The following is a 25,902-nucleotide window of genomic DNA, read 5'->3' on the forward strand; positions in this document are numbered from 1 at the left end:
CTTTGGTATCTATGGAACTGGGACGACGGTCGCGCCGGTGTCGTGCCGCGACAGGGAATTCACGGCTTTGGGGGCAGTTGGTGAGGGTAGGGCGTAGCATGGCAGCCGGGAACCGGCAGGGCGCGATCGGCCCGATCGGTGCAGCAAAATTCGCGTGTCTGTGCGCCAGCTCACACGTGGGGACGTATCTTTCCGGTATTTTCAAGAATTTTGCGGTTGTATTCGAACCGCAAGCTCGTTCCTCCCGACCAACTTTGCGAGACGGCCATTGAGCGTGACAGCAGCGGCGTCAGATGAAACCCTGATTGCCAGGATCGCTCAAGGCGACCGGCTCGCCATGCAGGTGCTGTACGGACGGCATCATGTCAGGGTGTACCGCTTCGGGCTCCGGCTCGTGCGGGACGAACAGGTCGCGGAGGATCTCATCAGCGAGGTCTTTCTCGACGTGTGGCGTCAGGCCGGCAAATTCGAGGGCCGCTCTGCCGTCTCCACCTGGCTGCTGGCCATCACGCGGTTCAAGGCCCTCTCGGCACTTCGGCGCCGCAAGGACGTTGAGCTGGAGGACGAAGCCGCCAACGCGATCGAGGACACGTCCGACGATCCGGAGGTGGCGGTCCAGAAGAAGAATACCGGCGAAGCCCTGCGCAAGTGCCTGACGGCGCTTTCGCCTGATCACCGGGAGATCGTCGATCTCGTCTACTACCACGAGAAGTCCGTGGAGGAGGTGGCCGAGATCGTCGGAATTCCGGAAAACACCGTCAAGACGCGCCTGTTCTATGCGCGCAAGAAATTGGCCGAACTCCTGAAGGCGGCCGGCATTGAAAGAGGCTGGCCATGATGGCTTTGAGCAAGAAGATGCTGGAGCAAGAGCCCGGTGACGTCGAGCTGCTGTTGCCGTGGTACGCTGCCGGCACGCTGAATGCGCGCGACATGCGCCGCGTCGAGGAGGCGCTGGCGCAGGACGCGGATCTCGCCCGGCAATATGCCGAGATCCAGAAGGAATATGCCGAGACCATCGCGCTGAACGAGAGCCTCGGCGCGCCGTCGATGCGCGCGATGCAGAAGCTGTTCGCGGCAATCGAGGCCGAGCCGGAGCAGGCGCCCAAGGCGGCGCCCGGTGTCGGCGCGCGCGTCATGGCGTTCTTCGAGAGCCTGTCGCCGCGCACGCTGGTGTGGACCGTGAGCCTGGGCGCGCTGCTCGTCGTGGCGCAGGCCGGCGTCATCGGCACCGTGCTGATGCGCTCGCAGATTGCGACCTACCAGACCGCTTCGGTTCTCCAGGACAAGAGTGCCGCTCCCGAGCCTGCGAGCAAGCCGATGCCGGCTCCGCCGCCGCCCAGCGCCGCGGCCCCGGCTCCGGTCGAGCGAGCGCCCGAGCGCATGGCGTCGTCGCGCATGGCCGAGGCCCCGGCACCGGCTGCGCCGCTGATCCGCGGCCTCGGACCGCAGGTCGCCGGTTCGACGGCGCCCGTCTATGCGCTGGTGCGGTTCGCGCCGGATGCGCGGATGGCCGAGATCACGGCGCTGCTCGACAGCTACCAGGCCTCGATCGTCGAGGGCGCCAAGGGCGGGCTGTTCAAGCTGCAGCTCGGCGGCCAGCCACTGTCGAAGGCCGACGCCGATGGCCTGATCGGCCGCCTTGCGCGGGAGAAGATCGTCAACCTTGCGGTGGCTGCTCAATAGCCGTCCGAGGCGTCAATCGGAGGCTCCATGTCGTTCCGCGCGTTGCTGCGTTCCGCACGTCGTCCGGCCGCACTGAGCGCTGCCGTGGCCCTCGCTCTCGTGAGCGGAGCCGTCAGCGCATCGGCGCAGGCGATGATGCGCTCGCCCGCCATCAACATGCCGAGCCGCGTACCGACCATCAATCCGGGCGCGGCCATGCGCACGCCGGGGCCCGGCTCCGGCATCGCCCTGCGGCCGGCGCTGCCGACTGCGCGCTTCTCGCCAAACCTGCAGACATCCTGCAGCCCGCCCGACCGCAGCGCGTCGGGTGAATGTCTGAGGCGGCCGCCTCCGACAGCCGACGGCGGCCCTGACAAGGAGACGTCGAACGGCGGACGGTCGGGCAAGCCGAAATCCGTCAAGGCCGCGCAGCGCCGCGCGCCTCAGGTCACGGCGGCCGCAAGCCCCAACATCATCGCCGGCGAGCTGGTCGCCGAGATCGACGGCAACCTCTCGCCGGACCAGGCCGACGCGCTGGCGCGCCGTCACGGCCTGCAGCGCATCAGCTCGCAGAGCTTTCCCCTGATCGGCGCCACCGTCGGGCTGTTCCGGATCACCGATCGAAGCTCGCTCGCGGCGGTCAGCCGCCGTCTTGCCGCCGATCGCAGCGTCCGTTCGGTGCAGCCGAATTATCGCTACACGCTGCAGCAGAGCGCGCCGCCCGCCGAAGGCGATCCGGCGCAATATGCGCTGACCAAGCTGCGGCTGCCCGAGGCGCACAGGCTGGCCCAGGGCTCGAACGTCACCATCGCCGTGATCGATTCCGGCGTCGACCTCAAGCATCCGGAATTCGCCGAAGCCGCCTTCGATGCGTTCGACGCGCTCGGCGGAGACGAAGCGCCGCATGTCCATGGCACCGGCATCGCCGGCGTGATCGTGTCGCACAAGCGGCTGATGGGCAGCGCGCCCTATGCGCGGATCATCGCGATCCGCGCGTTCGGCGTGGTCAAGAAGGGCGGCGGCCCGGAGAGCAGCTCCTACGTGATCCTCAAGGCGCTGGACTACGCGGCGCTGCACGGCGCGCAGATCGTCAACATGAGCTTCGCCGGTCCGAAGGATGCAGTGATCGAGCGGGCGATCGCGGCCGTCGCGGCGAAGGACGTCGTGATGATCGCCGCCGCCGGCAATGCCGGCGCGAAATCACCGCCGCTCTATCCCGCCGCCAATCCGAACGTCATCGCCGTCAGTGCGACCGACACCAGGGATCAGCTGCTGCCGGCGTCGAACCGCGGCAACTACGTCGCGCTCGCGGCCCCCGGCGCCGACATCTTCCTGCCGGCGCCGGACGGCAAGTATCAGATCATTTCAGGCACGTCGTTCTCCGCGGCCTATGTCAGCGGCCTCGCAGCGCTGGTGCTGGAGCGCAACCCTGCGCTGAAGCCGGAGACGGTGCGCACGGTGCTGACCAGGACCGCGCGCGACCTCGGCGCGCCCGGACAGGACGAGCTGTATGGGGCAGGGCAGGCGGATGCGTTGGCTGCGGTCCAGGCCGTGGCGTCGCCCCAGGATGAGCCAACGGTCTCGGCGGCGCCTGCGGCCGGATTGAAGCGTGATGAGGAGCAGCACGCAGCGCCCGTGCGCGAGCTCCGCCCGGCCTCCGCCGCAGCGATGGCAACCGGGGACTCTCCGGCCGAAGGCGGCGTTCGGCCGGCGCAGCAATAGACGTCAACGTTTTCGTGAACGCCGGAAAATTCCTATCTTCATTTTGAACGTGTGTTCGGGCGATCACGACAGAAGGTATGTGGGAGCGGTGATCCCCTCCCCAAGGCTATATACGGCGCGAGCGCCCATCCACCCCAAGCGCCCATATGGCTCGAGCCGTCCGGTTGTCCCCCCGGACGGCTCTTTCATTTTCAGGCGATGCGCTCGCGCAGGCTGCGTCCGACCACCCGTGTGTTCGACTGGCAGCGCTGCACGTCCGGGTTGCTGGATGAGCTGAGCGATCACGCCTGCGTTGTCGGATGCGGCCGCGGCCCGTTCGAACGCGGACGAAAATTCCGCACGACTACGGTTTGGCCGCCAAAGAACATGGCGTTAGCTAGACTTTGTTAACCTTTTCCACAAAATATTCACGTCACGTTGCGTTGATTCGTGCCGAGTGCGTCCGTCCCCCTTTTCCACGGGCTTATCTATGACACATCGACCGGACGTGGCTTGCAGCCGCGAACTGGCCGCGCGCTGGTGCGCGCTTGCCGAGCGGCGCCTCGATCATCTCACCGAGCTGTTCGATAGCGGCCGCTGGCGCCGTTACTACACCGAGCAATCGTTCCTGGACGACCTTCGGCACGCCAAGGCTGCGGTCCAGACTTGGCAGGCGCTATCCCGCGTCGAGCCCGAGCAGGTGAGCATCGTGCCGAGCCAGAGGCCGGTGCCGATGGTGGCTGCGCCGCCAGCTCCGCTGCGCCTCGCGGCGCCGGAGCCGATCGAGCTCCGTCTCATCCAGGACCATCCCGTCGAGCACCGGCTGATCGCGCATCGCCCGATCGAGCTGCCGCGCTCGCTCGAAACCCTCCTTGCGGAGTCCGAGATCGTCGTCGAGCCCGAGATCGAGCTGGCAGGGGATGACATCGAGCCCGACGACGTCATCGCGCCCGACTATGTGGTCGAAGAGGACATCGCGCCGGAGCTTACCGACCCGCCCTTGCGCATCGACATGTCGGCGCTCGAGCAGGCGTTGAGCATCGGGATCGAAGGCGACGCCGAGTACGGCGAGCCGGTGGTCGACCTCGACGCCATCGAGCGCCGCTATCCGGCGCTGGCTGTCGCGTTCTAGGCAACGGACCTCGGACGCCGTCGTTTTCGGCAGTGCTGCTTGATGGCGCACCATTCATATCCGGCGAGTTCGTAGCGCAGCAGCTGCTTGCGATTTAAGGACCGATCGGTCTATATATCGTCCATGAGCCGCCGAACCCCGATGCAGTTGCAACGTGGCCGCCCGCGAAGCTTCGACGTGGACACCGCCGTCGAACGGGCCATGGGTGTGTTCTGGTCGCGCGGCTACCACGCCACCGCGCTCCCGGACCTTCTTCAGGCAACGAAGCTCTCGCGTGGCAGCCTTTACGCCGCTTTCGGTGACAAGCACTCGCTGTTCCTGCTCGCACTCGATCGCTACATCGCCGATGCCCTGACACGGATGGAGAGCGAGCTCGCCCCCGGCAGAGACCCCGTCGACGGCCTGCGGGCCTACCTGACCGGCTACGTCGAACGCACGCGCGGCACCAATGGCCGGCGCGGCTGCCTGCTGGTCGCCACGGCCATGGAGCTTGCCGGCCAGGATGCCGAAGTTGGCCGACGCATCGCAGGCTTTTTCAAAGCCATGGAAGTCAAGGTGGCGGATGCATTGTCCCGGGCGAAGGCGGCGGGCAGGCTGGCCAATGGGGTCGAGCCTTCAAGCGCCGCTCGTATCCTTGTCTGTTTCGTCGAGGGGCTGCGCGTGGTCGCGAAGCCGGGTCCGACACCCACCACATCGCAAGCCACCGTCGACGCGCTAATCGACCGTTTCATCAGCTAGATCACAGATCGTGGCCTCGGCAATGAGTGCGTCGATATCTGGACCGATTGGTCTTGAAAGGAAGAATTCCATGTCTGCCATTCAGATCGTCTGCGCCGTAGCCGTCCCCTTGCTCTGGGGGTATCAGTTCGTGGTCATCAAGGTCGGCGTGACGGAGTTTCCGCCGCTGTTCTTTCTCGCGCTTCGCTTTCTGGCGATCGCGCTGCTGCTCGTCCCCTTCGTCAAGACGCCCACGCGTCGACAGCTCGGTCATATCGCGGCGATTTCCCTCTTTCTCGGCGGACTGAATTTCGGGCTGTTCTATGTCGGCCTCGGGCTCGGCTCGGGCAGCATGTCGGCCGTTGCGTATCAACTCGCGACGCCCTTCACCGTCCTGCTGGCCTGGCCGCTGCTCGCGGAGAGGCCGTCTCTCACCACGTCCGCTGGAGTCGTGCTTGCCTTCGTCGGCGTGGTCGTGTTGGCCGCAGGGCCGGGGCTGTCGGCCAACGTGCTTCCGCTGCTGCTGGTGGTTGGAGCAGCCTTCGCATTCGCAGTGTCCAATGTGCTGGCCAAGCGCCACGGCCCTTTTGACCCTCTGATGCTGACGGGATGGTCGTCGCTGCTCACGGTGCCGCAGGTGATGCTGATGTCGTTGGTCGTCGAACATGGGCAACTGGGCAGCCTTGTCGCAGCGGATGGGCGCGGCTGGCTGGCGCTCGCCTACACGATATTCATTGGAGGAATTGTCGGGTTCGGACTTTGGTTCTGGTTGATAGAGCGCTGCTCGATGAGCCGCGTGGCGCCCTTTGGCCTGTTGCTTCCAGTGTTTGCCGTCGGCTCGAGCGTTCTGTTCCTTGACGACCTCGTGACCCCCCAGTTGATTGCGGGTGGGCTGCTCGCAATCATCGGCGTCGCCCTGACGCAAGTCAGGCCCGGCCTTCGACCAATGCGCGCCTGAGCGGAGGGCAGGCTCAGCTTCGACGCACGGCGTTGCCGCTGACCAGGAGCTGCGCAAATCGCTGCGCGCCGTCCTGGGTCAGGTCTGAGGTGACCGGCTTGATGTGATCGAGCCCGATCACGGCGCCACCAGGCGTGCCCGAGATCATGTTGTTGCTGACGACAGCCGCACCGGCCCCCGGGACGACGGAGACGCCGACGCCCGCCAGCGCGTTGCGGATGACATTGCCGGAAATCACGACGTCGCGGAGATAGCGGCCCCAGCCGGCGACGATGCCGTAGGACGGCGCGTTCTCGACCACGTTGCCGGTCACCGAGGAATCCGCCTCGACATAGATGCCGATGCCGGCGTCGTCGTCGGGCGCGGTGCCGATCGGGCGCTTCGGGATCAGATTGCGGATGATGTTGCCGTGGACCACGGCGATACGGCCGCCTTCGTTGAAGTTGCAGACGGACACGCCGAAGGCGGCGCCGTCAACCGTGTTGCCGCTGATGACCGCGCCCTCGAAGGAGAACTCCGAATACAGCGCGACCTCGCGGACGTCGGTCACGCTGTTGCCTGTGATCTGGATGTTGGAGGCGGAATTGCCGCGCACCGCCGAGTAGTCGCAATTTCGGATGCGGTTGCCCCTGACGATGACGTTGCCGGCGCGGAAGGCGTTGATGGCGTTGCCGTACTGGCCGGAGCCGCCGGGGCCGGCCTTGATGTCCTCGATTCTGTTGTCGAGCACCATCGTGCCGTCGTCGCCGAGTGCCGTGCGCAGGATCTCGATGCCGTTGTCGCGGGTGCCCTTGATGGTGTTGCGCGAGACGATCAGCCCGAGGGCATCGAAGGAAACAATCGCGGTGACCGCGATGTCGGTCAGGATGTTGCCGCTGACGTCGCCGGAGACCTGCTCGAGCCAGAGGCCGCTGCCGCCGGAGCGCGTGATCTCGCAGTCGACGATCCGCACATTCGTGCCCGCAGCTACATGGAGCAGGCCACGGCGCGGCGGCAGCGTGATGCCGCCACCATCGAGCGACAGGCCGGTGACCCCGAGGCCGTCGGCGCCTTCGCCTGAGAGCAGCGACGGACCACCGCCGGTGAATACGAGCTTGGTTGCGCCGCGCACCCCGACCAACTGGCTGCCCCTGCCGAGGCGCAGCATCGAGCTGCGATAGAGGCCGGGCGGCAGCGCCAGCGGCGCCTGGGCCCGCGCCGCTTCGTCGATCGCGCGTTGCAACGCGCGGGTCTGGTCGTCCGGGCTGTTGGGCTTGACACCGTATTGCGTGGCGTCGCGGCCGAGGGTCGAGATCAACGGGGCGGCTCGTGCCGGCTCGCTCGGCAGCGCCAGCGCGCCCGCAGCGCCAGCCGCGGAGGCCCCCAGCAGGTTGCGGCGGTTGACGTCCATGATGTCCGGCTCGTGTTGGTGGCTATTGCGTCTGGGATAACGCAAATGCGCTCACGACAGGCTTGGGCGGGGCGTCGCAGCAGCTGTTTGTTGCTGGTAGGGTTAAATCTTTACCCGCCGCGAAGCCCGTGGACGTGAATTGGCTCGCAAGCGCTACGCCGTCATTCCGGGGCATTCGCGCGCAAGATGGCCCAGCCATCTTGAAGCAGCGCGGCCGGTGGGTATGGATTCCGGGCTCGCGCTCCGACTCGAGGCCGACATCCGTCGGCCTCGAGCTCCGCGCGCCCCGGAATGACGCGTGGAGAGAGCGAGGACCGCCCAGCACAGGTTGAGGCTCGGTGATCTGTCCCGCGTTTCGCTTCGATCGACCAGAGACGAGGAGTGTCGATCGCCCCCGAACCGGCGGGCGTGTGGACGAATTCGACTAACGCTTCATCCGCGCGAGCTTCACCAGCTCCATCAGCATCGCCTCGCCGGCATCCACCAGCGCTTCCAGGGTGATGCGTGAGCTGCCGTGTGGCAGCACCGTTCCCGTGCGTGGCAGCGGCGGGATGTGGATGAAGCCGGCGAGGCGCGGGCCGCCTTCGATCTGCGTCGACTCGATCGCGCGCCAGCTCAGATAGTTGCAGAGATAGCTGCCGGCATCGCGGGACGGTCTTGCGTCGATGCCGGTGGCGCGGGCGGCGCGCAGCAGGCGCGCCATGTGCGGGCCGAATGACACTGGATGCGCACCGGGCACGATCACGCCCTTGCGCGCGACGGCGCGATCGGCATCAGGGAAGGTCGTCGTCACGGCGTTGCGGGCGCGGGTCTCGACGCGGAGATAGGAGGTACGTCCGGCCAGGCCGAACATCAGCAGCGCATGTGGCCGCCGTTCGGCGATCAACTGCGGCAGCTCGCGATCGACCGTAGAGTAGGTGACGTGAAAGATGTGGCTGCCGATCTCGACGTGATCCAGCGCAGGCCGTCGCAGCTCCGACAGCCGCTTGACCAGCGGTATGGTCGGGTTGGATGGCGCGCCGGGGAACGGGCCGAAGCCGGTGATGAGAATGCGGACCCGATCGCTCAATTCAGTAGCTCCGCAAGCTGCTCGGCGGCGAGCGCCGGCGCGATCCGGCCTTCGGCAACCTCGGTCTCGAGCTTCTTCACCTTGGCGCGGATCGACGGATCGGTGCGCAGCCGCGCCATCAGGCGCTGCTCCAGCATGGTCCACATCCACTTCACCTGCTGATCCCTGCGGCGCGCGGCAAACTCGCCCGAGGCGATCATCGCCTTGCGATGGTCGAGCACCTTCTGCCACAGCTCTGCGATACCCGTGCCGGCCATGGCCGAATAGGTCACGACAGGCGGATGCCAATGCTCGGAGCGCGGGCTGAGGAGATGCAGCGCGCCGCGATAGTCGGCGGCGGTGATGTTGGCGCGCTTGATGTTGTCGCCGTCGGCCTTGTTGATCGCGATCATGTCGGCGAGCTCGACCAGGCCCTTCTTGATGCCCTGCAGCTCGTCGCCGCCGCCGGGCAGCATCAGCGCAAGGAAGAAATCGGTCATGTCGCAGACGGCGGTCTCGGACTGGCCGATGCCGACCGTCTCGACCAGCACCACGTCGAAGCCCGCGGCCTCGCACAGCAGCATCGCCTCCCGCGTCTTGGCGGCGACGCCGCCGAGCGTGCCGGAGGATGGCGAGGGGCGGATGAAGGCGTTCGCGTCGTGCGACAGCTGCGCCATCCGTGTCTTGTCGCCGAGGATGGAACCCCCGGTGCGCGCCGAGGAGGGGTCGACCGCGAGCACCGCGACCTTGTGGCCTTGCGCGATCAGATACATCCCGAGCGCGTCGATCGTGGTGGACTTGCCGACCCCCGGCGAGCCGGTGATGCCGACGCGGAACGCGCTTCCCGTCTGCGGCAGCAGCGCCTGTACGAGCTCGCGGGCCGCCGCCTGGTGGTCGGCGCGCCGGCTCTCGACCAGCGTGATCGCACGCGCCAGCGCCGCGCGGCTGCCGGCGCGGATGTCGTCGGCCAAAACCGTGATGTCAGGCGAGGACGGAGAGCGAGGGGACATGCGCCCGTTATACCGGATGCGCGCCGCGCGGCCAGCTAGTTGTCGTCCGCATCCTTCTTCGGCCTGGCGCCGGCAAAGATCGCCTGGCCCTCGGCCGAGAGATAAGGCTTCAGCGTCTCCCATGGCACGAAGGCGACGTACTGGCCTTCGGCATAGGGGCCGACCGCGTAAGGCGGATAATGGAAGGTCAGGCCGGAGCTCTTGCCGGCCTCGGTGGAGGGCGCGAGCGTCACCGCACCGATCTTCAGGAGCTTCGGCTCCAGGCCTTTGAACCATTCGGCGGTCGCGGTCTCCGTCGCATCGCGCTTCTTCTTCTCGGCCTTGAGCGAGGTGATGATCGCCGCGAGCATGGCCTTCATCGCAGGGCCATTGTCGGCGGTCTCGGTGAAGAACGGGCGGATGCTGATCGGCTTGGCGGCGGCCTTGTCCCACAGGATGGTGTTGACGTCGCTGTTCGGATGCGCGCCGCCGCTGTCCATGTAGTCGTCCCTGAGCACGCTGACATAGCGGTCGGCGACGATCGAGCGGAGCGAATATTTGCGCTCGAACGACCATTTGCGGTCGTGGAACGCTTGCGGGTCCTCCTTGCGCTCCTTGGCGGCGTCGGCGGCGTTCCGGTCGATCCACTTCCTGCCATCGGCAAGACAATAGGCGGCGAGCGGCCCATCGGCCTTGATCTCCGCGTCGAGCGTGACGTTGGCCTCGACCGCCTTGCTGTTGATGGTGGCGTCCGGCTTGGGCTCGGCGGCGATCATGGGAGACGCGGCAAAGAGGCCGAGGAGAGCGGCAATGCAGAGCGAGGAACGGGTCATGGCAATCGATATCCAGTGAGTAAAGATGCGTAGCGCGAGGGACTGCTGAGGTTCAGGACCGCAAACGGAGCGGCGCGCGATCGCATGACCGCGCGCCGACGACTGTTCTTCCGAAGCTTGAAGGACTATTCCGCCGCCTCGCTGTGCCCCAGCCGCATGTTGAGCTTGTGGATCAGCTCCTCGGCGGCGTCGGCGATCACGGTGCCCGGCGGGAAGATCGCCTCGGCGCCGGACTTGTACAGCGCGTCGTAGTCCTGCGGCGGCACCACGCCGCCGACGATGATCATGATGTCCTCGCGGCCCTGCTTCTTGAGCGCGGCCTTCAGTTCCGGCACCGCGGTGAGATGGGCGGCGGCCAGCGAGGAGACGCCGAGAATGTGGACGTCATTCTCGACCGCCTGCCGTGCCGCCTCGTCGGCGGTGGCGAACAGCGGTCCGATGTCGACGTCGAAGCCGATGTCGGCGAAGGCGGACGCGATGACCTTCTGGCCGCGGTCGTGGCCGTCCTGGCCGATCTTGGCGACCAGGATGCGCGGACGGCGGCCCTCGGCCTCCTCGAACGCCTCGATCAGCGCCTGCAACTTCTCGGCCTTGCCGGACATGGCGGCGATCTCCCGCTTGTAGACGCCGGTGATGGACTTGATCTCGGCGCGATGGCGGCCGAACACTTTTTCCAGTGCGTCCGAGATCTCGCCGACGGTGGCCTTGGCGCGCGCCGCCTCGATCGCCAGCGCCAGCAGATTGCCGTTGCCGTCGCCGGCCGACCGCGTCAGCGCGGCCAATGCTGCATCGACCTCGGCCTGCTTGCGCTCGGACTTCAGCCGCGACAGCTTGTCGATCTGCAGCCGGCGCACGGTCGAATTGTCGACCTTGAGCACGTCGAGCGGCGGCTCGTCGGTCGGCTTGTACTTGTTGACGCCGATCACCGACTGGCGGCCGGTGTCGATGCGCGCCTGCGTCTTGGCCGAGGCCTCCTCGATGCGCAGCTTGGGCACGCCGGCCTCGATCGCCTTGGCCATGCCGCCGAGCTCCTCGATCTCCTGGATGTGGCCCCAGGCCTTGGCGGCGAGATCGCGGGTGAGGCGCTCGACGTAGTACGAGCCGCCCCAGGGATCGATGATCCGGGTGGTGCCGCTCTCCTGCTGCAGGAACAGCTGTGTGTTGCGGGCGATGCGCGCGGAGAAGTCGGTCGGCAGCGCCAGGGCTTCGTCGAGCGCGTTGGTGTGCAGCGACTGGGTGTGGCCCTGCGTCGCCGCCATCGCCTCGACGGCGGTGCGCACCACGTTGTTGTAGACGTCCTGCGCGGTCAGCGACCAGCCCGAGGTCTGGCTGTGCGTACGCAAGGACAGCGAGCGCGGGTCCTTCGGATTGAACGGCTTCAGCAGCTTGGCCCACAGCAGGCGTGCGGCGCGCAGCTTCGCGACCTCCATGAAGAAGTTCATGCCGATCGCCCAGAAGAACGACAGCCGTGGCGCGAAGCGGTCGACGTCGAGGCCCGCGGCGATGCCGGCGCGTAAGTATTCGACGCCGTCGGCGAGCGTGTAGGCGAGTTCGAGGTCCTGCGTCGCGCCGGCCTCCTGCATGTGATAGCCGGAGATCGAGATCGAATTGAACTTCGGCATCCGCTGCGACGTGAAGGCGAAGATGTCGGAGATGATCCGCATCGAGGGCGACGGCGGATAGATGTAGGTGTTGCGCACCATGAACTCTTTCAGAATGTCGTTCTGAATGGTGCCCGACAGCTTCTCCGGCGGCACGCCTTGCTCCTCGGCGGCGACCACGAATAGTGCAAGGATCGGCAGCACCGCGCCGTTCATGGTCATCGACACGCTCATCTGGTCGAGCGGGATGCCGGCGAACAAGGTGCGCATGTCGTAGATCGAGTCGATCGCCACGCCGGCCATGCCGACATCGCCGCCGACGCGCGGATGATCGGAATCATAGCCGCGATGGGTGGCGAGATCGAACGCGACGGAGAGGCCCTTCTGGCCGGCGGCGAGATTGCGCCGATAGAATGCGTTGGAGTCCTCCGCCGTGGAGAAGCCGGCATATTGCCGGACCGTCCAGGGCTGGTTGACATACATGGTCGGGTAGGGACCGCGCAGATACGGCGCGGTGCCCGGCCATGTCTCCAGGAAATCGATGCCGGCGAGATCGTCCTCGCCATAGGCCGGCTTCACCGGAATGCCCTCCGGCGTCAGCCACGGCTCGGCGGCGCCTGCGGGCGCGGGCGCCGCGATCGGTTCGAATGCGATGGCGCTGAAATCAGGAATGCGGCTCATGGCCTCGTGTCCTCATCGCGTTAGTCATGATCCGGATGCTGATGGCTGACGATGCGCGCCATCTTCTCCGGTCCGTAGTTCTGCTGCGTGGTCTGGCTCGGCAGATTGGCGATCGCGACCACCCAGCCGAGCCGGGATTCCGAGCCGAACTGCCGCGTCGGCACGACGCGGTCGGGCCGGTCGAAGCTGCCGGTCATGATCTCGATCCGCGGCCCATCGATCGCGCCGAAGCCGAGCGGCGTGCCGCAGGCGGCGCAGAAGTAGCGGTCGGCGATCGAGGAAGAGCGGAACGTCCCCGGCGTGCCGCGCGTCCAGGCGAAGTTCTCGCGATTGACGTCGGCGAAGGACGCGAACGGCGCGCCGGAGGCCTTTTGGCACATCCGGCAATGGCAGATGCTGACGCGCGTCGGCGCCGACATCAGCGCGAAGCGGATCGCGCCGCATTGGCATCCGCCGGTGAGGACGGGTTTGCTGGCCTCGGTCATGCTCACTCCAGATGCGTATAGGCGTCTTCGAGCGTCTTCAGCGCATCACCGCCGGCGAACACGAAGCTGCCGATCCCGGCCTCGCGCAAGGCTGCTTCCTGCTCGCCGCCGCGGCCTGCGAGATAGATATGTCTCGCGCCGGCCGCTTGCAGGGCCTTGGCCGCGGGAACCGCGGTATCGCCATAAACCTTGTCCGACGAGCAGAGACACACGATCGCTGCGCCGGAGGCGCGGTAGGCTTCTGCGAGTGCAGCCGGATCGGAGCCGCCCGGGCCATCCACCGCGGCGATGCCGCCGGCTTCGAAGAAGCTGCGGGCGAAGGTCGCGCGGGCGGTATAGTCGGCGGCGGTGCCGAGATTGGCGAGGAACACGCGAGGACGCTGGCCCTTGCTCTTGAGCAGGCTGTCGGAACGATCGCGCAGCTTCTCGAAGGCATCGGCAAGACGGATCGGCGTCAGCGGCGCGAAGCTGAGCGCGGCCTTGGCAGGCGAGGGCGAAGCCAGCGGCGCGACCGGTTCGACCGCGACCTCGGCCTCGTTGAGGTTCGGAAACTCGCTGGCCCCGGTCAGCACGTCGCGGCGCTTGGCGATGTTGGCATCGCGCGCCTGCTTCACCGCGGCGACCTTGGACTGGATCAGCCCGGCCTGCAGCGCGGCCCCGACGCCGCCGGCCGTCTCGATCTCCTGGAACAGCGCCCAGGCGGTGGTGCACAACTCGGCCGTCAGCGCCTCGATGCCGCCGGCACCGGCGGCGGGATCGGCGACGCGGGCAAGGTTGCTCTCCTCCAGCAGCACCAGCTGCGTGTTGCGCGTGACGCGGCGCGCGAAGGCATCTGGCAGGCCCAGCGCAGCGGTGTGCGGAAGGACGGTGACAGCGTTGGCGCCGCCGAGGCCGGCCGCGAAGGTCGCGATGGTGGCGCGCAGCATGTTCACATAGGGATCGCGCCGCGTGAGCATCCGCCACGCCGTCTCGCCGGAGATGAACAGCGGCTTCGGCGTCAGGCCACAGGCCTGCTCGATGCGCGCCCACAGCCGGCGCAGGCTGCGGAATTTGGCCAGGGTCAGGAATTGATCGGTGTCCGCCGCGAGCCGCGCGTAGATCATGTTGCGCGCGGTCTCGAGCGCGATGCCGCCGGCCTCCAGCGCGCGCAGATAGGCGACGCCGGAGGCGAGCACGAAGGCCAGCTCCTGCGCTTCCGATCCGCCGGCATCGTGCACGACGCGGCCATCGGCAGCGAGGAAGGGGCCCTTGAAGCCGGCGTCGTGCAGCTGCTTCACGAGCGAGCCCGAATTGCCGCCGAGCGTCGATGCATCATGGGCGGTCGTGCCGCGGCTCGCCGCATCGCCGATCGGGTCGAGGCCGAAGCGGACGTCACAGGCCTCGGGCTTGAAGCCGCGCTGCTTGACGTAGTCCGCGAGAAGCGAGGCAGGCGCGGACGATTCACCAAGCTGCAATTCGATGGCAATCGCAGCATCGAGATGCACGCCGTCGAGCGCGCGGGCGAGCGCGTCGGCCGTGGCGGCGAGGCCGAAGCCATGCGCCGCATTCGAACCGGCGATTACCAGTGTCAATCCCGTCGCGCCATTCTCCAGATCGAGCAGTGCCTGCGCATTGGCCTTAGCCGGATCGGGATGATCGACGCGCTGCATGATCTGCCATGCCGCCGCCGGCGCGCGGCCGGCCACCGGAGCTGCATTCTTGGCACGCGGATAAAGCGGCTGGATCTTGAGCCCGTCATAGGTCTTGCCGACCAGCTTCTCGAAGGCCGCGCCCTTCAGCACGCCATCGACCAGCTTGCGCCAGTCCGCTTCGCTGGCCGGCGCGAAGTCGGCGGCCAGGCGCAGAGTGTCGGTGTCGGTCGTCATGCGGCTCGCATCTCCCGGGCGTCTGTTATCGCGATTATTGTGGCGCAAAATGCCACGTCGGGAACGCGAAGCCAAACGGTTGTTTGGCCGGGAATGTCAGCTATTCGGCTGAGGGCAACGGGCGGATTCCGTCGCGCGAAACCGTCCGCAGGGCCTCGTCCACCCGGCGGCCGGCAATCCGGCGATCCCCGGCGATCTCCGCCAGCGGCACCAGCACGAAGCCGCGCTCGAACAGGCGCGGATGTGGCAGCGTGAGATCGGGCGTCTCGAGGCTCACATCATCATACGCGATCAGGTCGAGATCGAGCGTGCGCGGGCCCCATCGTGTCTCCTGTGCACGGTTGCGGCCGAACATCCGCTCGACCTCGTGCAGGACGGAGAGCAGCGCGCGCGGCGTGATGGCGGTCTCGATGGCAATGCAGGCATTGATGAAGGGCGGCTGCTGCTCATCGCCCCAGGGTGGGGTGATGTAGTCGGACGAGCGCACCACGAGCGTGGCCTGGGCGCGGCTGACGATTTCGGGAATGGCGTTCCGAAACGTCGACCTGACGTCGCCGACATTGCCGCCGAGGGCGATCAGCGCGCTGGCCATGGCCGTCATGGATGCCGCGAGCGCGTCAGCACCACGCCGACATCCTCGAAGATCGCGGCGATCGGCGCATGCGGCTTGTGCACGGTGACCTTGACCGCGCGGATGCGGGCGAACGTCGCCAGGATTGCGTCGGCCACGGCGCCGGCGGCGCGTTCGAGCAGACGGTAGTTGACGTCCTTGAAGGCCGCCGTCGCCGTCTCGACCACGTCGGAATAGGACACGGTGTCCGCAAGCTTGTCGCTGCGCGAGGAGTCGGACAGATCTGTATAGAGTTCGAGATCGATGACGAAGCGTTGGCCGACCTCGCTCTCATGCTCCATGACGCCGTGACGGGCGTGAATGAGGACGCCTTTGATGAAAATGGTATCGGTCATCTCTGTGCCTCGATTGCCGCTGCCACGCGCACCGCCTGAACCGTCTCGGCGACGTCATGCGCCCGGATGATCGCTGCCCCCCGCCGAGCCGCGATCAGATGCGCCGCGATCGATCCGCCGAGCCGCTCCTGCGGCTCCGACGCCACCACGGTGCTGATGAAACGCTTGCGCGAGGCGCCGACCAGCAGCGGCAGCCCGAAGCAGGCGAATGCGTCGAGCCGTGCCAGCGCCGTCATGCTCTGCTCGGCGGTCTTTCCGAAGCCGATGCCGGGGTCGAGCACGATGTTGCCGGCGGGAATGCCGGCCTTCGCGGCGATGCCGAGCGAGCGTTCGAAGAAGCCGAGCATGTCGGCGATGATGTCGATCTCCGGGTCGACCTCGGTCCGGTTGTGCATCACGACGACCGGCGCACCATGGGCGGCAACGGTCTCCGCCATCGCCGGGTCGCGCTGCAGACCCCAGACATCGTTCGCGACGGCCGCGCCCCGTTCCAAAGCGTGGGCCACAACTTGAGATTTCATGCTGTCGATCGATACGGGCACACCGAGTGCGACGATGGCGGGGAGAACGGGCAGCAGGCGCGCCAGTTCCTCCTCGGCCGTCACCGGCTGCGCACCCTTGTAGGGGCGGGTGGATTCGGCGCCGATGTCGATGATGTCAGCGCCCGCCGCAATCATGCTCCTGGCCTGCGCGATGGCGCGTTCCGGCGCATCGAAGCGGCCGCCGTCGGAGAAGGAATCCGGCGTGACGTTCAAGATTCCCATCACAGCCGGAAACGGACGCGCCAGCCACGCCCGCAGCAGCGGGTGGCTCGACATGAGGTCCGAGGCGGAGTGCGGCGAATTGGCGCTCATGCGCGCCGCTTTGCGCGGTTGCCACGAGCGAGTCAAGATGCCGCGCCGCACAAGCGGCGCGCAGTTCATGACAGGCCGGTCAGTAGCTGATCTTGGGCTCCAGCCGGCGCGCCTTTTCGATGAGCTGGCCGACCGACTTCTCCGACGGCAGGATGCGGACCAGCTGACGGCGCGTGTTCACTTCCTTGATGTTCTGTGCCAGCCGGGCGGGATTGCGATGGGCCAGCTCACGGACCGTGGGAACGCCGGCCGCCCGGACCAGGCAAACCTTGGCCTTGCCCATGCCGGGGATGCGCATGTAGTCGGCGACGTTGGCCCATTCGAGCAATTGCTGCTCGCTGATGCCGGTCTTGGCGGCGAGCAGCTTGCGTCCCTTGACGGTGCGCGCAGCTTCGAGAAATGCGTCGGTGGTCCGGATGCCCAAGGCTTTCAGCTTGGAGGCATAGAAGGTCGTCATGCCTTCCAGTTCGGAGATCGAATATGTCATGATACTCGGCGCGCGAAGGTGCTTAAGGCGAACTGGTTCAGGCCTCGCGTGCCCAACCGCATCGTGCCCATCCGGTCTGTTCCGATTTGGTTGTTGCCGAAGTCGGAAAGTTCAAGGGCAGGCCATTGACCGGTCGCGGCGGGCGGACCACCCAGCTGCTATCGCGGCGCGTTGTTGCAAAGGACGTCGGGACAGAAATGTCTGGGCTCGTCAGCCACATCTCTTCAGCCACGGCGATATCGATGCCGGCCGTTCTGGCCAGCGGCTCAATCAGCTCGTTCATGTGAACCCCGTCGTCATCCGGTCCCCCAAGACCGGACGTCCTCGCTGATTTCATCTTGATCGGACGATCCGTGAATTACAAGCGACGAGCGCGCCTGGTGCGCGAATCGATTCGCGATCGACGATGAACTGTTGCAGCCATGCAAGACCAGATGTTGAATCTACGGATGAAACCTGCGCATCGCGCAGCACCAATGGTATGGACGATGCGCAAGTTGCGAAGAGTTGAGGCACCCTGACGCTGGTTCCGGCCTGCGAAACTAAAGTATGTTACGTACGAAAGTTTGTTCACGACGTGCGATGCGCAACACTCATTCTCGAAAGACGGATCAACATGGCACCATCCGGAAAATCCCTGGCTGATACCGGCGACAAGATCCTCGTAGGTGCCGGCGAGCAGCCAGCCTGGTTGACGCTTGCGCTTGCCAACCGCCATGGCCTCGTGACCGGAGCAACCGGCACCGGCAAGACGGTGTCGCTGCAGGTCATGGCCGAAGGCTTCGCCCGTGCCGGTGTTCCGGTCTTCGCCTCCGACATCAAGGGTGATCTTTCCGGCATCTCGCAGACCGGCGAAGCCAAGGACTTCATTCTCAAGCGCGCGAGCGAGCTCGGCCTTACCTATCAGCCTGATCAATTCTCGACGGTATTTTGGGATGTGTTCGGCGAGCAGGGCCATCCCGTGCGCGCCACCGTCACCGAGATGGGGCCGCTGCTGCTGGCGCGGATGCTGGACCTGAACGACGTCCAGGAAGGTGTCCTCAACGTCGCCTTCCGCGTCGCCGACGAGAACGGCCTCGCGCTGATCGACATGAAGGATCTGCGCGCGCTGCTCGACGCGATCATTCCGGAAGCCGGCAAGAAGGGCGCGGATGCGGCAGAAGATCCGTTGGCCCCGATCCGCAAGGCGGCGCAGTCGTTCGGCAACGTCACCCGCGCGACCGTCGGCACGATCCAGCGGCAGTTGCTCGTGCTCGAGAACCAGGGCGGCACGAAATTCTTCGGCGAGCCGGCGCTTTCGCTGACGGACTTCATGAAGACCGACCGCGACGGCCGCGGCATGATCAACATCCTCGTCGCCGACAAGCTGCTGCAGAACCCCAGGCTTTATGCGACGTTCCTGCTGTGGATGCTGTCCGAGCTGTTCGAGGAACTGCCGGAAGTGGGCGATCTCGCCAAGCCGAAGCTCGTGTTCTTCTTCGACGAGGCGCATCTGTTGTTCAACGATGCGCCGAAGGCGCTGATGGACAAGATCGAGCAGGTGGTGCGGCTGATCCGCTCCAAGGGCGTCGGCGTCTATTTCGTCACGCAGAACCCGCTCGACGTTCCCGATCGCGTGCTCGGGCAATTGGGCAATCGCGTGCAGCATGCGTTGCGCGCGTTCACGCCGCGCGACCAGAAGGCCGTCGCCGCCGCCGCCGACACGTTCCGTCCCAATCCGAAGCTCGACACCGCGAAGGTGATCACGGAGCTCGGCAAGGGCGAGGCGCTGGTGTCGTTCCTGGAAGGCAATGGCACGCCTGCGATGGTCGAGCGCGCGCTGATCCGGCCGCCGTCGGCGCGGATCGGGCCGGTGACGCCGGAGGAGCGCAAGGCCATCATCGCAGCGAGCCCGGTCAAGGGCAAATACGACACCGAGATCGATGCCGAATCCGCCTATGAGCTGCTGCAGAAGCGGATCGTCGGCAAGGCGGTGACCACCGAGAGCGCGTCCGGCGGCGTGCTCGGCACGATCGGCAATCTCGCGGCAACGATCTTCGGCACCAACGTCAAGCGCGGCCAGCTCTCGACCACGCAGGTGATCGCCCGCAACGTCGCGCGCACCGTCACCGACAAGGTCGTCGGCGGCATCGCCGCCGACCTCGGCAAGCAGGTCGGCGGCTCGCTCGGCAGCTCGATCGGCCGGACCTTGGTGCGCGGCGCACTCGGAGGGTTGCTGCGGCGTTGATGCCTGCCACGATCGACGGCCGGCGTGATGCCGACGCGCATGACGCTGGCCCGTTCCTCGCAACGGAGCTACAAGCGGTCCGACAGCTTCACTTGCTTGAGGGAACTCGTGGCCATGGCCGACGCGCAGCTTCAATCCGTTCTTGATCACATCGATGCCGATTTCGACAACAGCCTGGACCGGCTGTTCCAGCTGATCCGCATCAAGTCGATCTCGGCCGATCCGGCTTACACGGAGGACTGCAAGGCGGCGGCCGACCATCTCGCCAAGGATCTCGCGACGCTCGGCTTCGCAACCGAGGTGCGTCCGACCGCCGGCCATCCGGCCGTGGTCGGCAAGAGCAACGGTCATGGCCCAGCCAAGCCGCACGTGCTGTTCTATGGCCATTACGACGTGCAGCCGGTCGATCCGCTCGATCTGTGGCATCGTCCGCCGTTCGAGCCCGTCGTCACCGATCATGCCGACGGCCGCAAGATCATCGTCGCGCGCGGCGCCGAGGATGACAAGGGCCAGCTGATGACCTTCGTCGAGGCCTGCCGCGCCTGGAAGAAGGTGACGGGCAAGCTGCCGCTCGACATTACCGTGCTGATCGAGGGCGAGGAGGAGGTCGGCTCGAAGAACTTCGTGCCGTTCCTGGAAGAGAACAAGGACGAGTTCAAGGCCGATTTCGCATTGGTCTGCGACACCGGCATGTGGGATCCCAACACGCCGGCGATCACCACCTCGCTACGCGGTCTCCTCTATGAAGAGGTGAAGATCAAGGCGGCCAATCGCGACCTGCATTCGGGCGTGTTCGGCGGCGGCGCGCGCAATCCGATCCGGGTGCTCACCGAGATCCTGGGCGGACTGTTCGATGCCGACGGCCGCATCACCATTCCCGGCTTCTACGACGGCGTGAAGGACGTGCCTCCGGAGGTCCTGGAGCAGTGGAAGAAGCTGAACCTGACGCCGGAGAGTTTCCTCAAGCCGATCGGCCTGTCGATCCCGGCCGGCGAGAAGGATCGTCTGCTGATCGAGCAGATCTCCTCCCGTCCGACCTGCGACATCAACGGCATCTGGGGCGGCTATATCGGTGAGGGTTCCAAGACGGTGATCCCGTCGCTGGCCCATGCGAAGGTCTCGTTCCGCCTCGTCGAGGGCCAGGACCCGCTCAGGATTCGCAAGGCGTTCCGCGACTACGTCTCGGCGCGCATTCCCGGTGACTGCTCGGTGGAATTCGGGGATCACTCGGCCGGTGCCGCGATCGCGCTCGACTGGACCATGAAGCCGCTGGCTGCCGCCAAGCAGGCGCTCACGGATGAGTGGGGCAGGGAGACCATCCTGATGGGCTCGGGCGCCTCGATCCCGATCGTCACCGACTTCAAGAAGACGCTCGGCCTCGACTCGCTCCTGGTCGGCTTCGGCCTCGACGACGACAACATCCATTCGCCGAACGAGAAGTACGACCTCAAGAGCTACCACAAGGGCATCCGCTCCTGGGCCCGCATTCTCGCCGCGCTCGCGGAGATGCCGCGGTAAGCCGTCGCCCGCATGAGCCTAGCGATATGCGGGTTCAACGCGGCAGCGCTTGAGAACCCGGATGTCGCTTCGCTCATCCGGGCTACGACGGCGCTGGTCGTCAGTCTGAGTTCACGCTGCGCTGGCGACGGACTTGGCGACGAGATCGTCGCCGGCGATCTTGCGCAGCGCTGCGAGGTTGGCTTCGGCGGAGGCTAGCCGCCAGCATGACTTGCCGCTCGACTTGGCTTCGTAAAGCGCGGCGTCCGCAGCAAACAACAGCGCTTCGGGGGCGGTGCCATGATCGGGCGCGGCTGCGATGCCGATGCTCATGCCGATGTTGACGCGTGCGCCGCCCGGCAGCGCGATCGGCGCGGTCATCACCTCGATGATGCGCTCGCCCAGCGCCAGTGCGCGATCGATCGCGGAATCGCCGGTGAGCACGACGAACTCGTCGCCGCCGATGCGGGCGATGAGATCGGATGGAGCGACCACGTCGCGCAGCGTTCGGCCGACGATTTTGAGCAACTCATCGCCGGCGGCATGGCCGAAGGTGTCGTTGACCGGCTTGAAGCCGTCGAGATCCAGATAGAGGACGGCGAAACCCTGCTGGCCGCCCGTCCTGCCGTCGAGCCTGCTCTGCAGCGCTTCGATCAGGCCGGAGCGATTGTTCAGGCCGGTGAGCGGATCGCGCCGCGCCCGCTCGTCGCTCTCGCGCTTGGCATGCATGACGGCCACCAGCAGCTTGTTCAGGCGAAACGCCGCGCCGGTCATGGCGAGGAAATAGACAGGCATCTGGAGATACATCGCGAACAGCAGCGGTTCATGCGACGTGGCGACGCCGGGAATGACGGGGCCGATGCTGCACAGGATCATCGTGCCGACGAGGCGCGGCGCACTGAAGTTTCGGAAGCAGATGCCGCCGACCATGGCCGCCGATGAGATGCAGGTCAGCGACGCTGCGATCCAGTCGCCGGATCCCAGGCTGATGCCGACGCCGAAGCCGACGCTGGCGCTCCAGGCCACCGACAGCAAAATGTGGATGTCGGTCGGCGTCGTCAGCTGCGCGCGGGCGCGGCGGTAGGAGATGATCATCACGATCAGCCGCGACAGGCAGATCACGACCTCCATCACGAACCAGCTGATGAAGAGGGCGGTCGGAGTGCGCAGCGCGAGTGCGGCGGCAACGGCGATGGTGTTGATGGCGCCGCCGGCGAACACCGACCAGCAGCCATAGAGCTCGCCGACCAGTGCGAGACGGATGTCCGCGGATACCGGATATCCAGGGTTCGCCAGCCAGCGCGTCACGCGCCAACGTGGCAAACTGAACGCCAGACCATCATCCCGCATTGCACTACCTCCGCGGGGTTGCACTAAGCGGGATGACGCTTAACAGGACTTTAGAGCGGTATTTTAGTCTAGTTCCATGATTGACGGACGGTAAAAATTTACTCTACGTGGCGCGGGCGCCTGACAGCGAACGCAGGTTGAATCCGGCGATCATCCGGACGTACGCGCCCGCGCGCGCTCTTCTGTCACCGGCGCGACCTCGACGGTGGCGTTGCCGAGCGCGCGGTCGCGCTCGAAGATCAGGCGCACGCGCTGGCCGACCGGCGTCAAACCGATGAGGTTGCGGACCTGCGTCGCGCTGCGCACGGGCGTGTCGTTGGCCTTCACGATGACGTCGCCCTTGCGCAGTCCCGCCCGCTCGGCCGGCGAGCCCGCGGTCACGTCGGCGACGCGCGCCCCGACGACGCGGCCATCCGCCGGCGAGTCCAGATCGAGCAGGGTGACACCGATGCGGCCGCGATCGACCCGGCCGTTGGCAACCAGCTGCTCCATGACCCGCCGCGCCATGTTGATCGGCACCGCGAAGCCGATGCCGACATTGCCGCCGCCGGGCGAGATGATCGCGGTGTTGATGCCGACCAGCTCGCCGCGCAGATTGATCAGCGCGCCGCCGGAATTGCCGGGATTGATCGCCGCATCGGTCTGGATGAAATCCTCATAGCCCTGCTTGCCGAGGCCGGTGCGCCCGAGCGCGCTGACGAGGCCCGAGGTGACGGTCTGTCCAAGGCCGAACGGGTTGCCGACGGCGATCACGAAGTCGCCGACTTCCAATGCGTCGCTGTCGCCGAGCGAAATGGCCCTGAGCTCGTTCGGGTCCTTGATCTGCAGCAGCGCGATGTCGGTGGCGGGATCGCGTCCAACCAGACGGGCGGAGAACTTACGGCCGTCCTTGGTGCGGATCTGCGCCGTGGTGACGTGCTCGACGACATGGTTGGCGGTCATCACGTAGCCGCGCTGCGCATCGACGATAACGCCAGAGCCGGTGGCGCTGATCTGCTTCTCGACCTGCTTGGGCACGTCGAAGAAGTCGCGGAACAGCGGGTCCTGATACAGCGGATTGTCCTGCCGGACCTTGCCCTCGACCGAGATGTTGACGACGGCCGGCGTCACTTCCTTCACCAGCGGCGCCAGCGTCGGCACGCGGCCGAGCTTGAGGTCGGGGATCTGGGCGAGAGCAGGGGCAGACAGGAGGGAGAGCACGATCGCCGGCAGCAGGACCAAAGGCCGGACACAACGCAGAAGCTGCATCGTTTTTTCCTCGACGGAAGGGGAGCGGATTTTGGCGCTGGTAAAACTGGTCAGGAGGGCTGTCCCGGTCAAGAGCCACCCTGGCAATCGTTCCCACCGAGTGCCAAAAATTTTGCGTGACCCTCTTGAACCAAAAGTTCGGCTTTCCTAGGTCGTTCACCGCCCGGGGGCCTCAGGGGACCCGAGGCTTATGACATCGCTGAACTGTGAAGGAGGATGTGCATGCATTTCCGTCCATTGCACGACCGCGTGCTCGTGCGCCGTATCGATGCCGAGGAGAAGACCAAGGGCGGCATCATCATTCCCGACACCGCCAAGGAGAAGCCGCAGGAGGGCGAGATCGTCGCCGCGGGCCCTGGCGCGCGGAATGAGCAGGGGCAACTAGTGCCGCTCGACGTCAAGCCGGGTGACCGCGTGCTGTTCGGCAAATGGTCGGGCACCGAGGTGAAGATCGACGGCAAGGATCTCCTGATCATGAAGGAGAGCGACCTGCTCGGCATCATCGACGCCCCCGTCGCGGCGAAGAAGGCCGCGTGATTCCTCGGAACTGACAGTCATTAGAGAAAGGAGACGACGAACATGGCTGCCAAGGACGTGAAGTTTTCCACCGACGCGCGCGACCGCATGCTGCGCGGCGTCGACATCCTCGCCAATGCCGTGAAGGTCACGCTCGGTCCCAAGGGCCGCAACGTCGTGATCGAGAAATCGTTCGGCGCGCCGCGCATCACCAAGGACGGCGTGACGGTCGCCAAGGAGATCGAGCTGGAGGACAAGTTCGAGAACATGGGCGCGCAGATGGTGCGCGAAGTGGCCTCGAAGACCGCCGATCTCGCCGGCGACGGCACCACCACCGCGACCGTGCTTGCGCAGGCGATCGTGAGGGAAGGCGCGAAGTCGGTCGCCGCCGGCATGAACCCGATGGACCTCAAGCGCGGCATCGATCTTGCGGTCGAGGCCATCGTCAAGGACCTCAAGGCGCACGCCAGGAAGATCACCAGCAATGACGAGATCGCGCAGGTCGGCACGATCTCGGCCAATGGCGACAACGAGATCGGCCGCTTCCTCGCCGAGGCCATGCAGAAGGTCGGCAATGAGGGCGTGATCACGGTGGAGGAGGCGAAGAGCCTCGACACCGAACTCGAAGTGGTCGAGGGCATGCAGTTCGACCGCGGCTACGTCTCGCCGTATTTCGTCACCAACTCCGAGAAGATGCGGGTCGAGCTCGAGGATCCCTACATCCTGATCCATGAGAAGAAGCTGTCGGGCCTGCAGACCATGCTGCCGCTACTCGAGGCCGTGGTGCAGTCCGGCAAGCCGCTCTTGATCGTCGCCGAGGACGTCGAGGGCGAGGCGCTGGCGACGCTGGTCGTCAACAAGCTACGCGGCGGTCTGAAGATCGCGGCCGTCAAGGCGCCGGGCTTCGGCGATCGCCGCAAGGCGATGCTGGAGGACATCGCGATCCTGACCGGCGGCACCACGATCTCCGAGGATCTCGGCATCAAGCTGGAGAACGTGACGCTGTCGATGCTCGGCCGCGCCAAGAAGGTCGTGATCGACAAGGAGAACACCACGATCGTCGACGGCGCCGGCGCCAAGAAGGACATCGAGGCGCGGACGCAGCAGATCAGGCTGCAGATCGAGGAGACCACCTCCGACTACGACCGCGAGAAGCTGCAGGAGCGGCTGGCCAAGCTCGCCGGCGGCGTCGCTGTGATCCGGGTCGGCGGTGCTACCGAGATCGAGGTCAAGGAGCGGAAGGACCGCGTCGACGATGCGCTGCACGCCACCCGCGCCGCAGTGGAGGAGGGCATACTGCCCGGCGGCGGCGTGGCGCTGCTGCGCGCGACCAAGGTGCTCGACGGCGTCAAGACCGCCAACGCCGACCAGAAGGCCGGCGTCGACATCATCAGGCGCGCCATCCAGGTGCCGGTGCGGCAGATCGTGCAGAATGCCGGCGACGATGGCTCGCTGGTGGTCGGCAAGCTGCTGGAGAAGGACACCTATAGCTGGGGCTTCAATGCCGCGACCGGCGAGTACCAGGATCTGGTGCAGGCCGGCGTGATCGATCCGGCCAAGGTGGTCCGCACCGCGCTGCAGGATGCGGCCTCGGTCGCCTCGCTGTTGATTACGACCGAGGCGCTGGTGGCCGACAAGCCGAAGAAGGCGGAGCCGGCTGCTGCGGCCCCGTCGATGGACTTCTGATCGCCTTGC

The 25,902-nt window shown here is 66.3% G+C and carries 24 protein-coding genes; 10 read left to right on the plus strand and 14 right to left on the minus strand.

Features of this window, described 5'->3' with window-relative positions; translation table 11 throughout:
* Positions 1–268: 268 nt before the first annotated feature.
* The 6 genes from QXZ94_RS03520 (at position 269) to QXZ94_RS03545 (ending at position 6,170) form a co-directional block, all read left to right on the plus strand.
* Positions 269–838, plus strand: coding sequence for a sigma-70 family RNA polymerase sigma factor (locus tag QXZ94_RS03520; RefSeq protein ID WP_008961196.1), 570 nt, complete (start codon positions 269–271; stop codon positions 836–838).
* A complete protein-coding gene (locus tag QXZ94_RS03525; protein ID WP_315719257.1) occupies positions 835–1,683 on the plus strand; it encodes a hypothetical protein in 849 nt (282 codons plus the stop codon). Before QXZ94_RS03520 ends, QXZ94_RS03525 begins: the two co-directional genes overlap by 4 nt.
* A gap of 27 nt (positions 1,684–1,710) precedes the next feature.
* Positions 1,711–3,384: a S8 family serine peptidase gene (locus tag QXZ94_RS03530; RefSeq protein WP_315719258.1), complete on the plus strand. Its 1,674-nt coding sequence runs from the start codon at positions 1,711–1,713 to the stop codon at positions 3,382–3,384.
* 469 nt (positions 3,385–3,853) lie between these two features.
* On the plus strand, positions 3,854–4,495 hold the full coding sequence (locus QXZ94_RS03535) for a TIGR03809 family protein (protein ID WP_315719259.1): 642 nt from the start codon (positions 3,854–3,856) through the stop codon (positions 4,493–4,495).
* Positions 4,496–4,636: 141 nt separating this feature from the next.
* Positions 4,637–5,233, plus strand: a complete 597-nt coding sequence (locus QXZ94_RS03540) for a TetR/AcrR family transcriptional regulator (protein ID WP_315719260.1) — start codon at positions 4,637–4,639, stop codon at positions 5,231–5,233.
* Positions 5,234–5,303: 70 nt separating this feature from the next.
* Positions 5,304–6,170 carry a DMT family transporter gene (locus QXZ94_RS03545; protein WP_315719261.1) on the plus strand — a complete coding sequence of 289 codons (867 nt, stop codon included), beginning with the start codon at positions 5,304–5,306 and terminating at the stop codon, positions 6,168–6,170.
* A 13-nt stretch (positions 6,171–6,183) separates the two neighbouring features.
* Here the strand turns inward: QXZ94_RS03545 and QXZ94_RS03550 are convergent, their stop codons facing one another.
* The 12 genes from QXZ94_RS03550 to QXZ94_RS03605 form a co-directional block, all read right to left on the minus strand.
* Positions 6,184–7,560: a TIGR03808 family TAT-translocated repetitive protein gene (locus tag QXZ94_RS03550; RefSeq protein WP_315719262.1), complete on the minus strand. Its 1,377-nt coding sequence runs from the start codon at positions 7,558–7,560 to the stop codon at positions 6,184–6,186.
* Positions 7,561–7,984: 424 nt separating this feature from the next.
* A complete protein-coding gene (locus QXZ94_RS03555) occupies positions 7,985–8,629 on the minus strand; it encodes a pyroglutamyl-peptidase I (protein ID WP_315719263.1) in 645 nt (214 codons plus the stop codon).
* Positions 8,626–9,618, minus strand: a complete 993-nt coding sequence (gene meaB, locus QXZ94_RS03560; protein WP_315719264.1) for a methylmalonyl Co-A mutase-associated GTPase MeaB — start codon at positions 9,616–9,618, stop codon at positions 8,626–8,628. The genes QXZ94_RS03555 and meaB overlap by 4 nt, the downstream gene beginning before the upstream one ends.
* 35 nt (positions 9,619–9,653) lie before the next feature.
* Complete coding sequence (locus QXZ94_RS03565; RefSeq protein WP_315719265.1) at positions 9,654–10,430, minus strand: DUF3298 and DUF4163 domain-containing protein; 777 nt, start codon at positions 10,428–10,430, stop codon at positions 9,654–9,656.
* Between the two features lie 125 nt (positions 10,431–10,555).
* On the minus strand, positions 10,556–12,712 hold the full coding sequence (scpA, locus tag QXZ94_RS03570) for a methylmalonyl-CoA mutase (RefSeq protein WP_315719266.1): 2,157 nt from the start codon (positions 12,710–12,712) through the stop codon (positions 10,556–10,558).
* Between the two features lie 20 nt (positions 12,713–12,732).
* Positions 12,733–13,197 carry a GFA family protein gene (locus QXZ94_RS03575; RefSeq protein WP_315719267.1) on the minus strand — a complete coding sequence of 155 codons (465 nt, stop codon included), beginning with the start codon at positions 13,195–13,197 and terminating at the stop codon, positions 12,733–12,735.
* A 2-nt stretch (positions 13,198–13,199) separates the two neighbouring features.
* Positions 13,200–15,062, minus strand: coding sequence for a methylmalonyl-CoA mutase family protein (locus tag QXZ94_RS03580; protein WP_315719268.1), 1,863 nt, complete (start codon positions 15,060–15,062; stop codon positions 13,200–13,202).
* A 100-nt stretch (positions 15,063–15,162) separates the two neighbouring features.
* A complete protein-coding gene (gene folK / locus QXZ94_RS03585) occupies positions 15,163–15,654 on the minus strand; it encodes a 2-amino-4-hydroxy-6-hydroxymethyldihydropteridine diphosphokinase (protein WP_315726071.1) in 492 nt (163 codons plus the stop codon).
* Positions 15,655–15,659: 5 nt separating this feature from the next.
* Entirely contained in the window at positions 15,660–16,028 is a 369-nt protein-coding gene (folB, locus tag QXZ94_RS03590) for a dihydroneopterin aldolase (RefSeq protein ID WP_315719269.1), read from the minus strand.
* On the minus strand, positions 16,025–16,882 hold the full coding sequence (gene folP, locus QXZ94_RS03595; protein WP_315719270.1) for a dihydropteroate synthase: 858 nt from the start codon (positions 16,880–16,882) through the stop codon (positions 16,025–16,027). Before folP ends, folB begins: the two co-directional genes overlap by 4 nt.
* A gap of 79 nt (positions 16,883–16,961) precedes the next feature.
* Positions 16,962–17,369, minus strand: a complete 408-nt coding sequence (locus QXZ94_RS03600) for a DUF4332 domain-containing protein (protein WP_315719271.1) — start codon at positions 17,367–17,369, stop codon at positions 16,962–16,964.
* 37 nt (positions 17,370–17,406) lie between these two features.
* Positions 17,407–17,652 carry a hypothetical protein gene (locus QXZ94_RS03605; RefSeq protein ID WP_315719272.1) on the minus strand — a complete coding sequence of 82 codons (246 nt, stop codon included), beginning with the start codon at positions 17,650–17,652 and terminating at the stop codon, positions 17,407–17,409.
* A 333-nt stretch (positions 17,653–17,985) separates the two neighbouring features.
* On the opposite strand from QXZ94_RS03605, the gene QXZ94_RS03610 reads away from it, so the two are divergent.
* Positions 17,986–19,596, plus strand: a complete 1,611-nt coding sequence (locus QXZ94_RS03610; protein ID WP_315719273.1) for a helicase HerA-like domain-containing protein — start codon at positions 17,986–17,988, stop codon at positions 19,594–19,596.
* Positions 19,597–19,710: 114 nt separating this feature from the next.
* The gene (locus tag QXZ94_RS03615; RefSeq protein WP_315719274.1) at positions 19,711–21,114 is read left to right on the plus strand and encodes a M20/M25/M40 family metallo-hydrolase; all 1,404 of its coding nucleotides are present in this window, start codon (positions 19,711–19,713) and stop codon (positions 21,112–21,114) included.
* A gap of 111 nt (positions 21,115–21,225) precedes the next feature.
* On the opposite strand, the gene QXZ94_RS03620 is transcribed toward QXZ94_RS03615, so the two are convergent.
* Complete coding sequence (locus QXZ94_RS03620; protein WP_315719275.1) at positions 21,226–22,443, minus strand: GGDEF domain-containing protein; 1,218 nt, start codon at positions 22,441–22,443, stop codon at positions 21,226–21,228.
* Positions 22,444–22,593: 150 nt separating this feature from the next.
* Positions 22,594–23,691: a trypsin-like peptidase domain-containing protein gene (locus QXZ94_RS03625; protein ID WP_315719276.1), complete on the minus strand. Its 1,098-nt coding sequence runs from the start codon at positions 23,689–23,691 to the stop codon at positions 22,594–22,596.
* Between the two features lie 222 nt (positions 23,692–23,913).
* On the opposite strand from QXZ94_RS03625, the gene groES reads away from it, so the two are divergent.
* A complete protein-coding gene (gene groES, locus QXZ94_RS03630; RefSeq protein ID WP_012043173.1) occupies positions 23,914–24,228 on the plus strand; it encodes a co-chaperone GroES in 315 nt (104 codons plus the stop codon).
* 42 nt (positions 24,229–24,270) lie between these two features.
* Positions 24,271–25,893, plus strand: coding sequence for a chaperonin GroEL (gene groL, locus QXZ94_RS03635; protein WP_315719277.1), 1,623 nt, complete (start codon positions 24,271–24,273; stop codon positions 25,891–25,893).
* Positions 25,894–25,902: the final 9 nt, after the last annotated feature.

It is taken from the genome of Bradyrhizobium sp. SZCCHNS2022 (assembly GCF_032377575.1).
Taxonomy (GTDB): domain Bacteria; phylum Pseudomonadota; class Alphaproteobacteria; order Rhizobiales; family Xanthobacteraceae; genus Bradyrhizobium; species Bradyrhizobium aeschynomenes.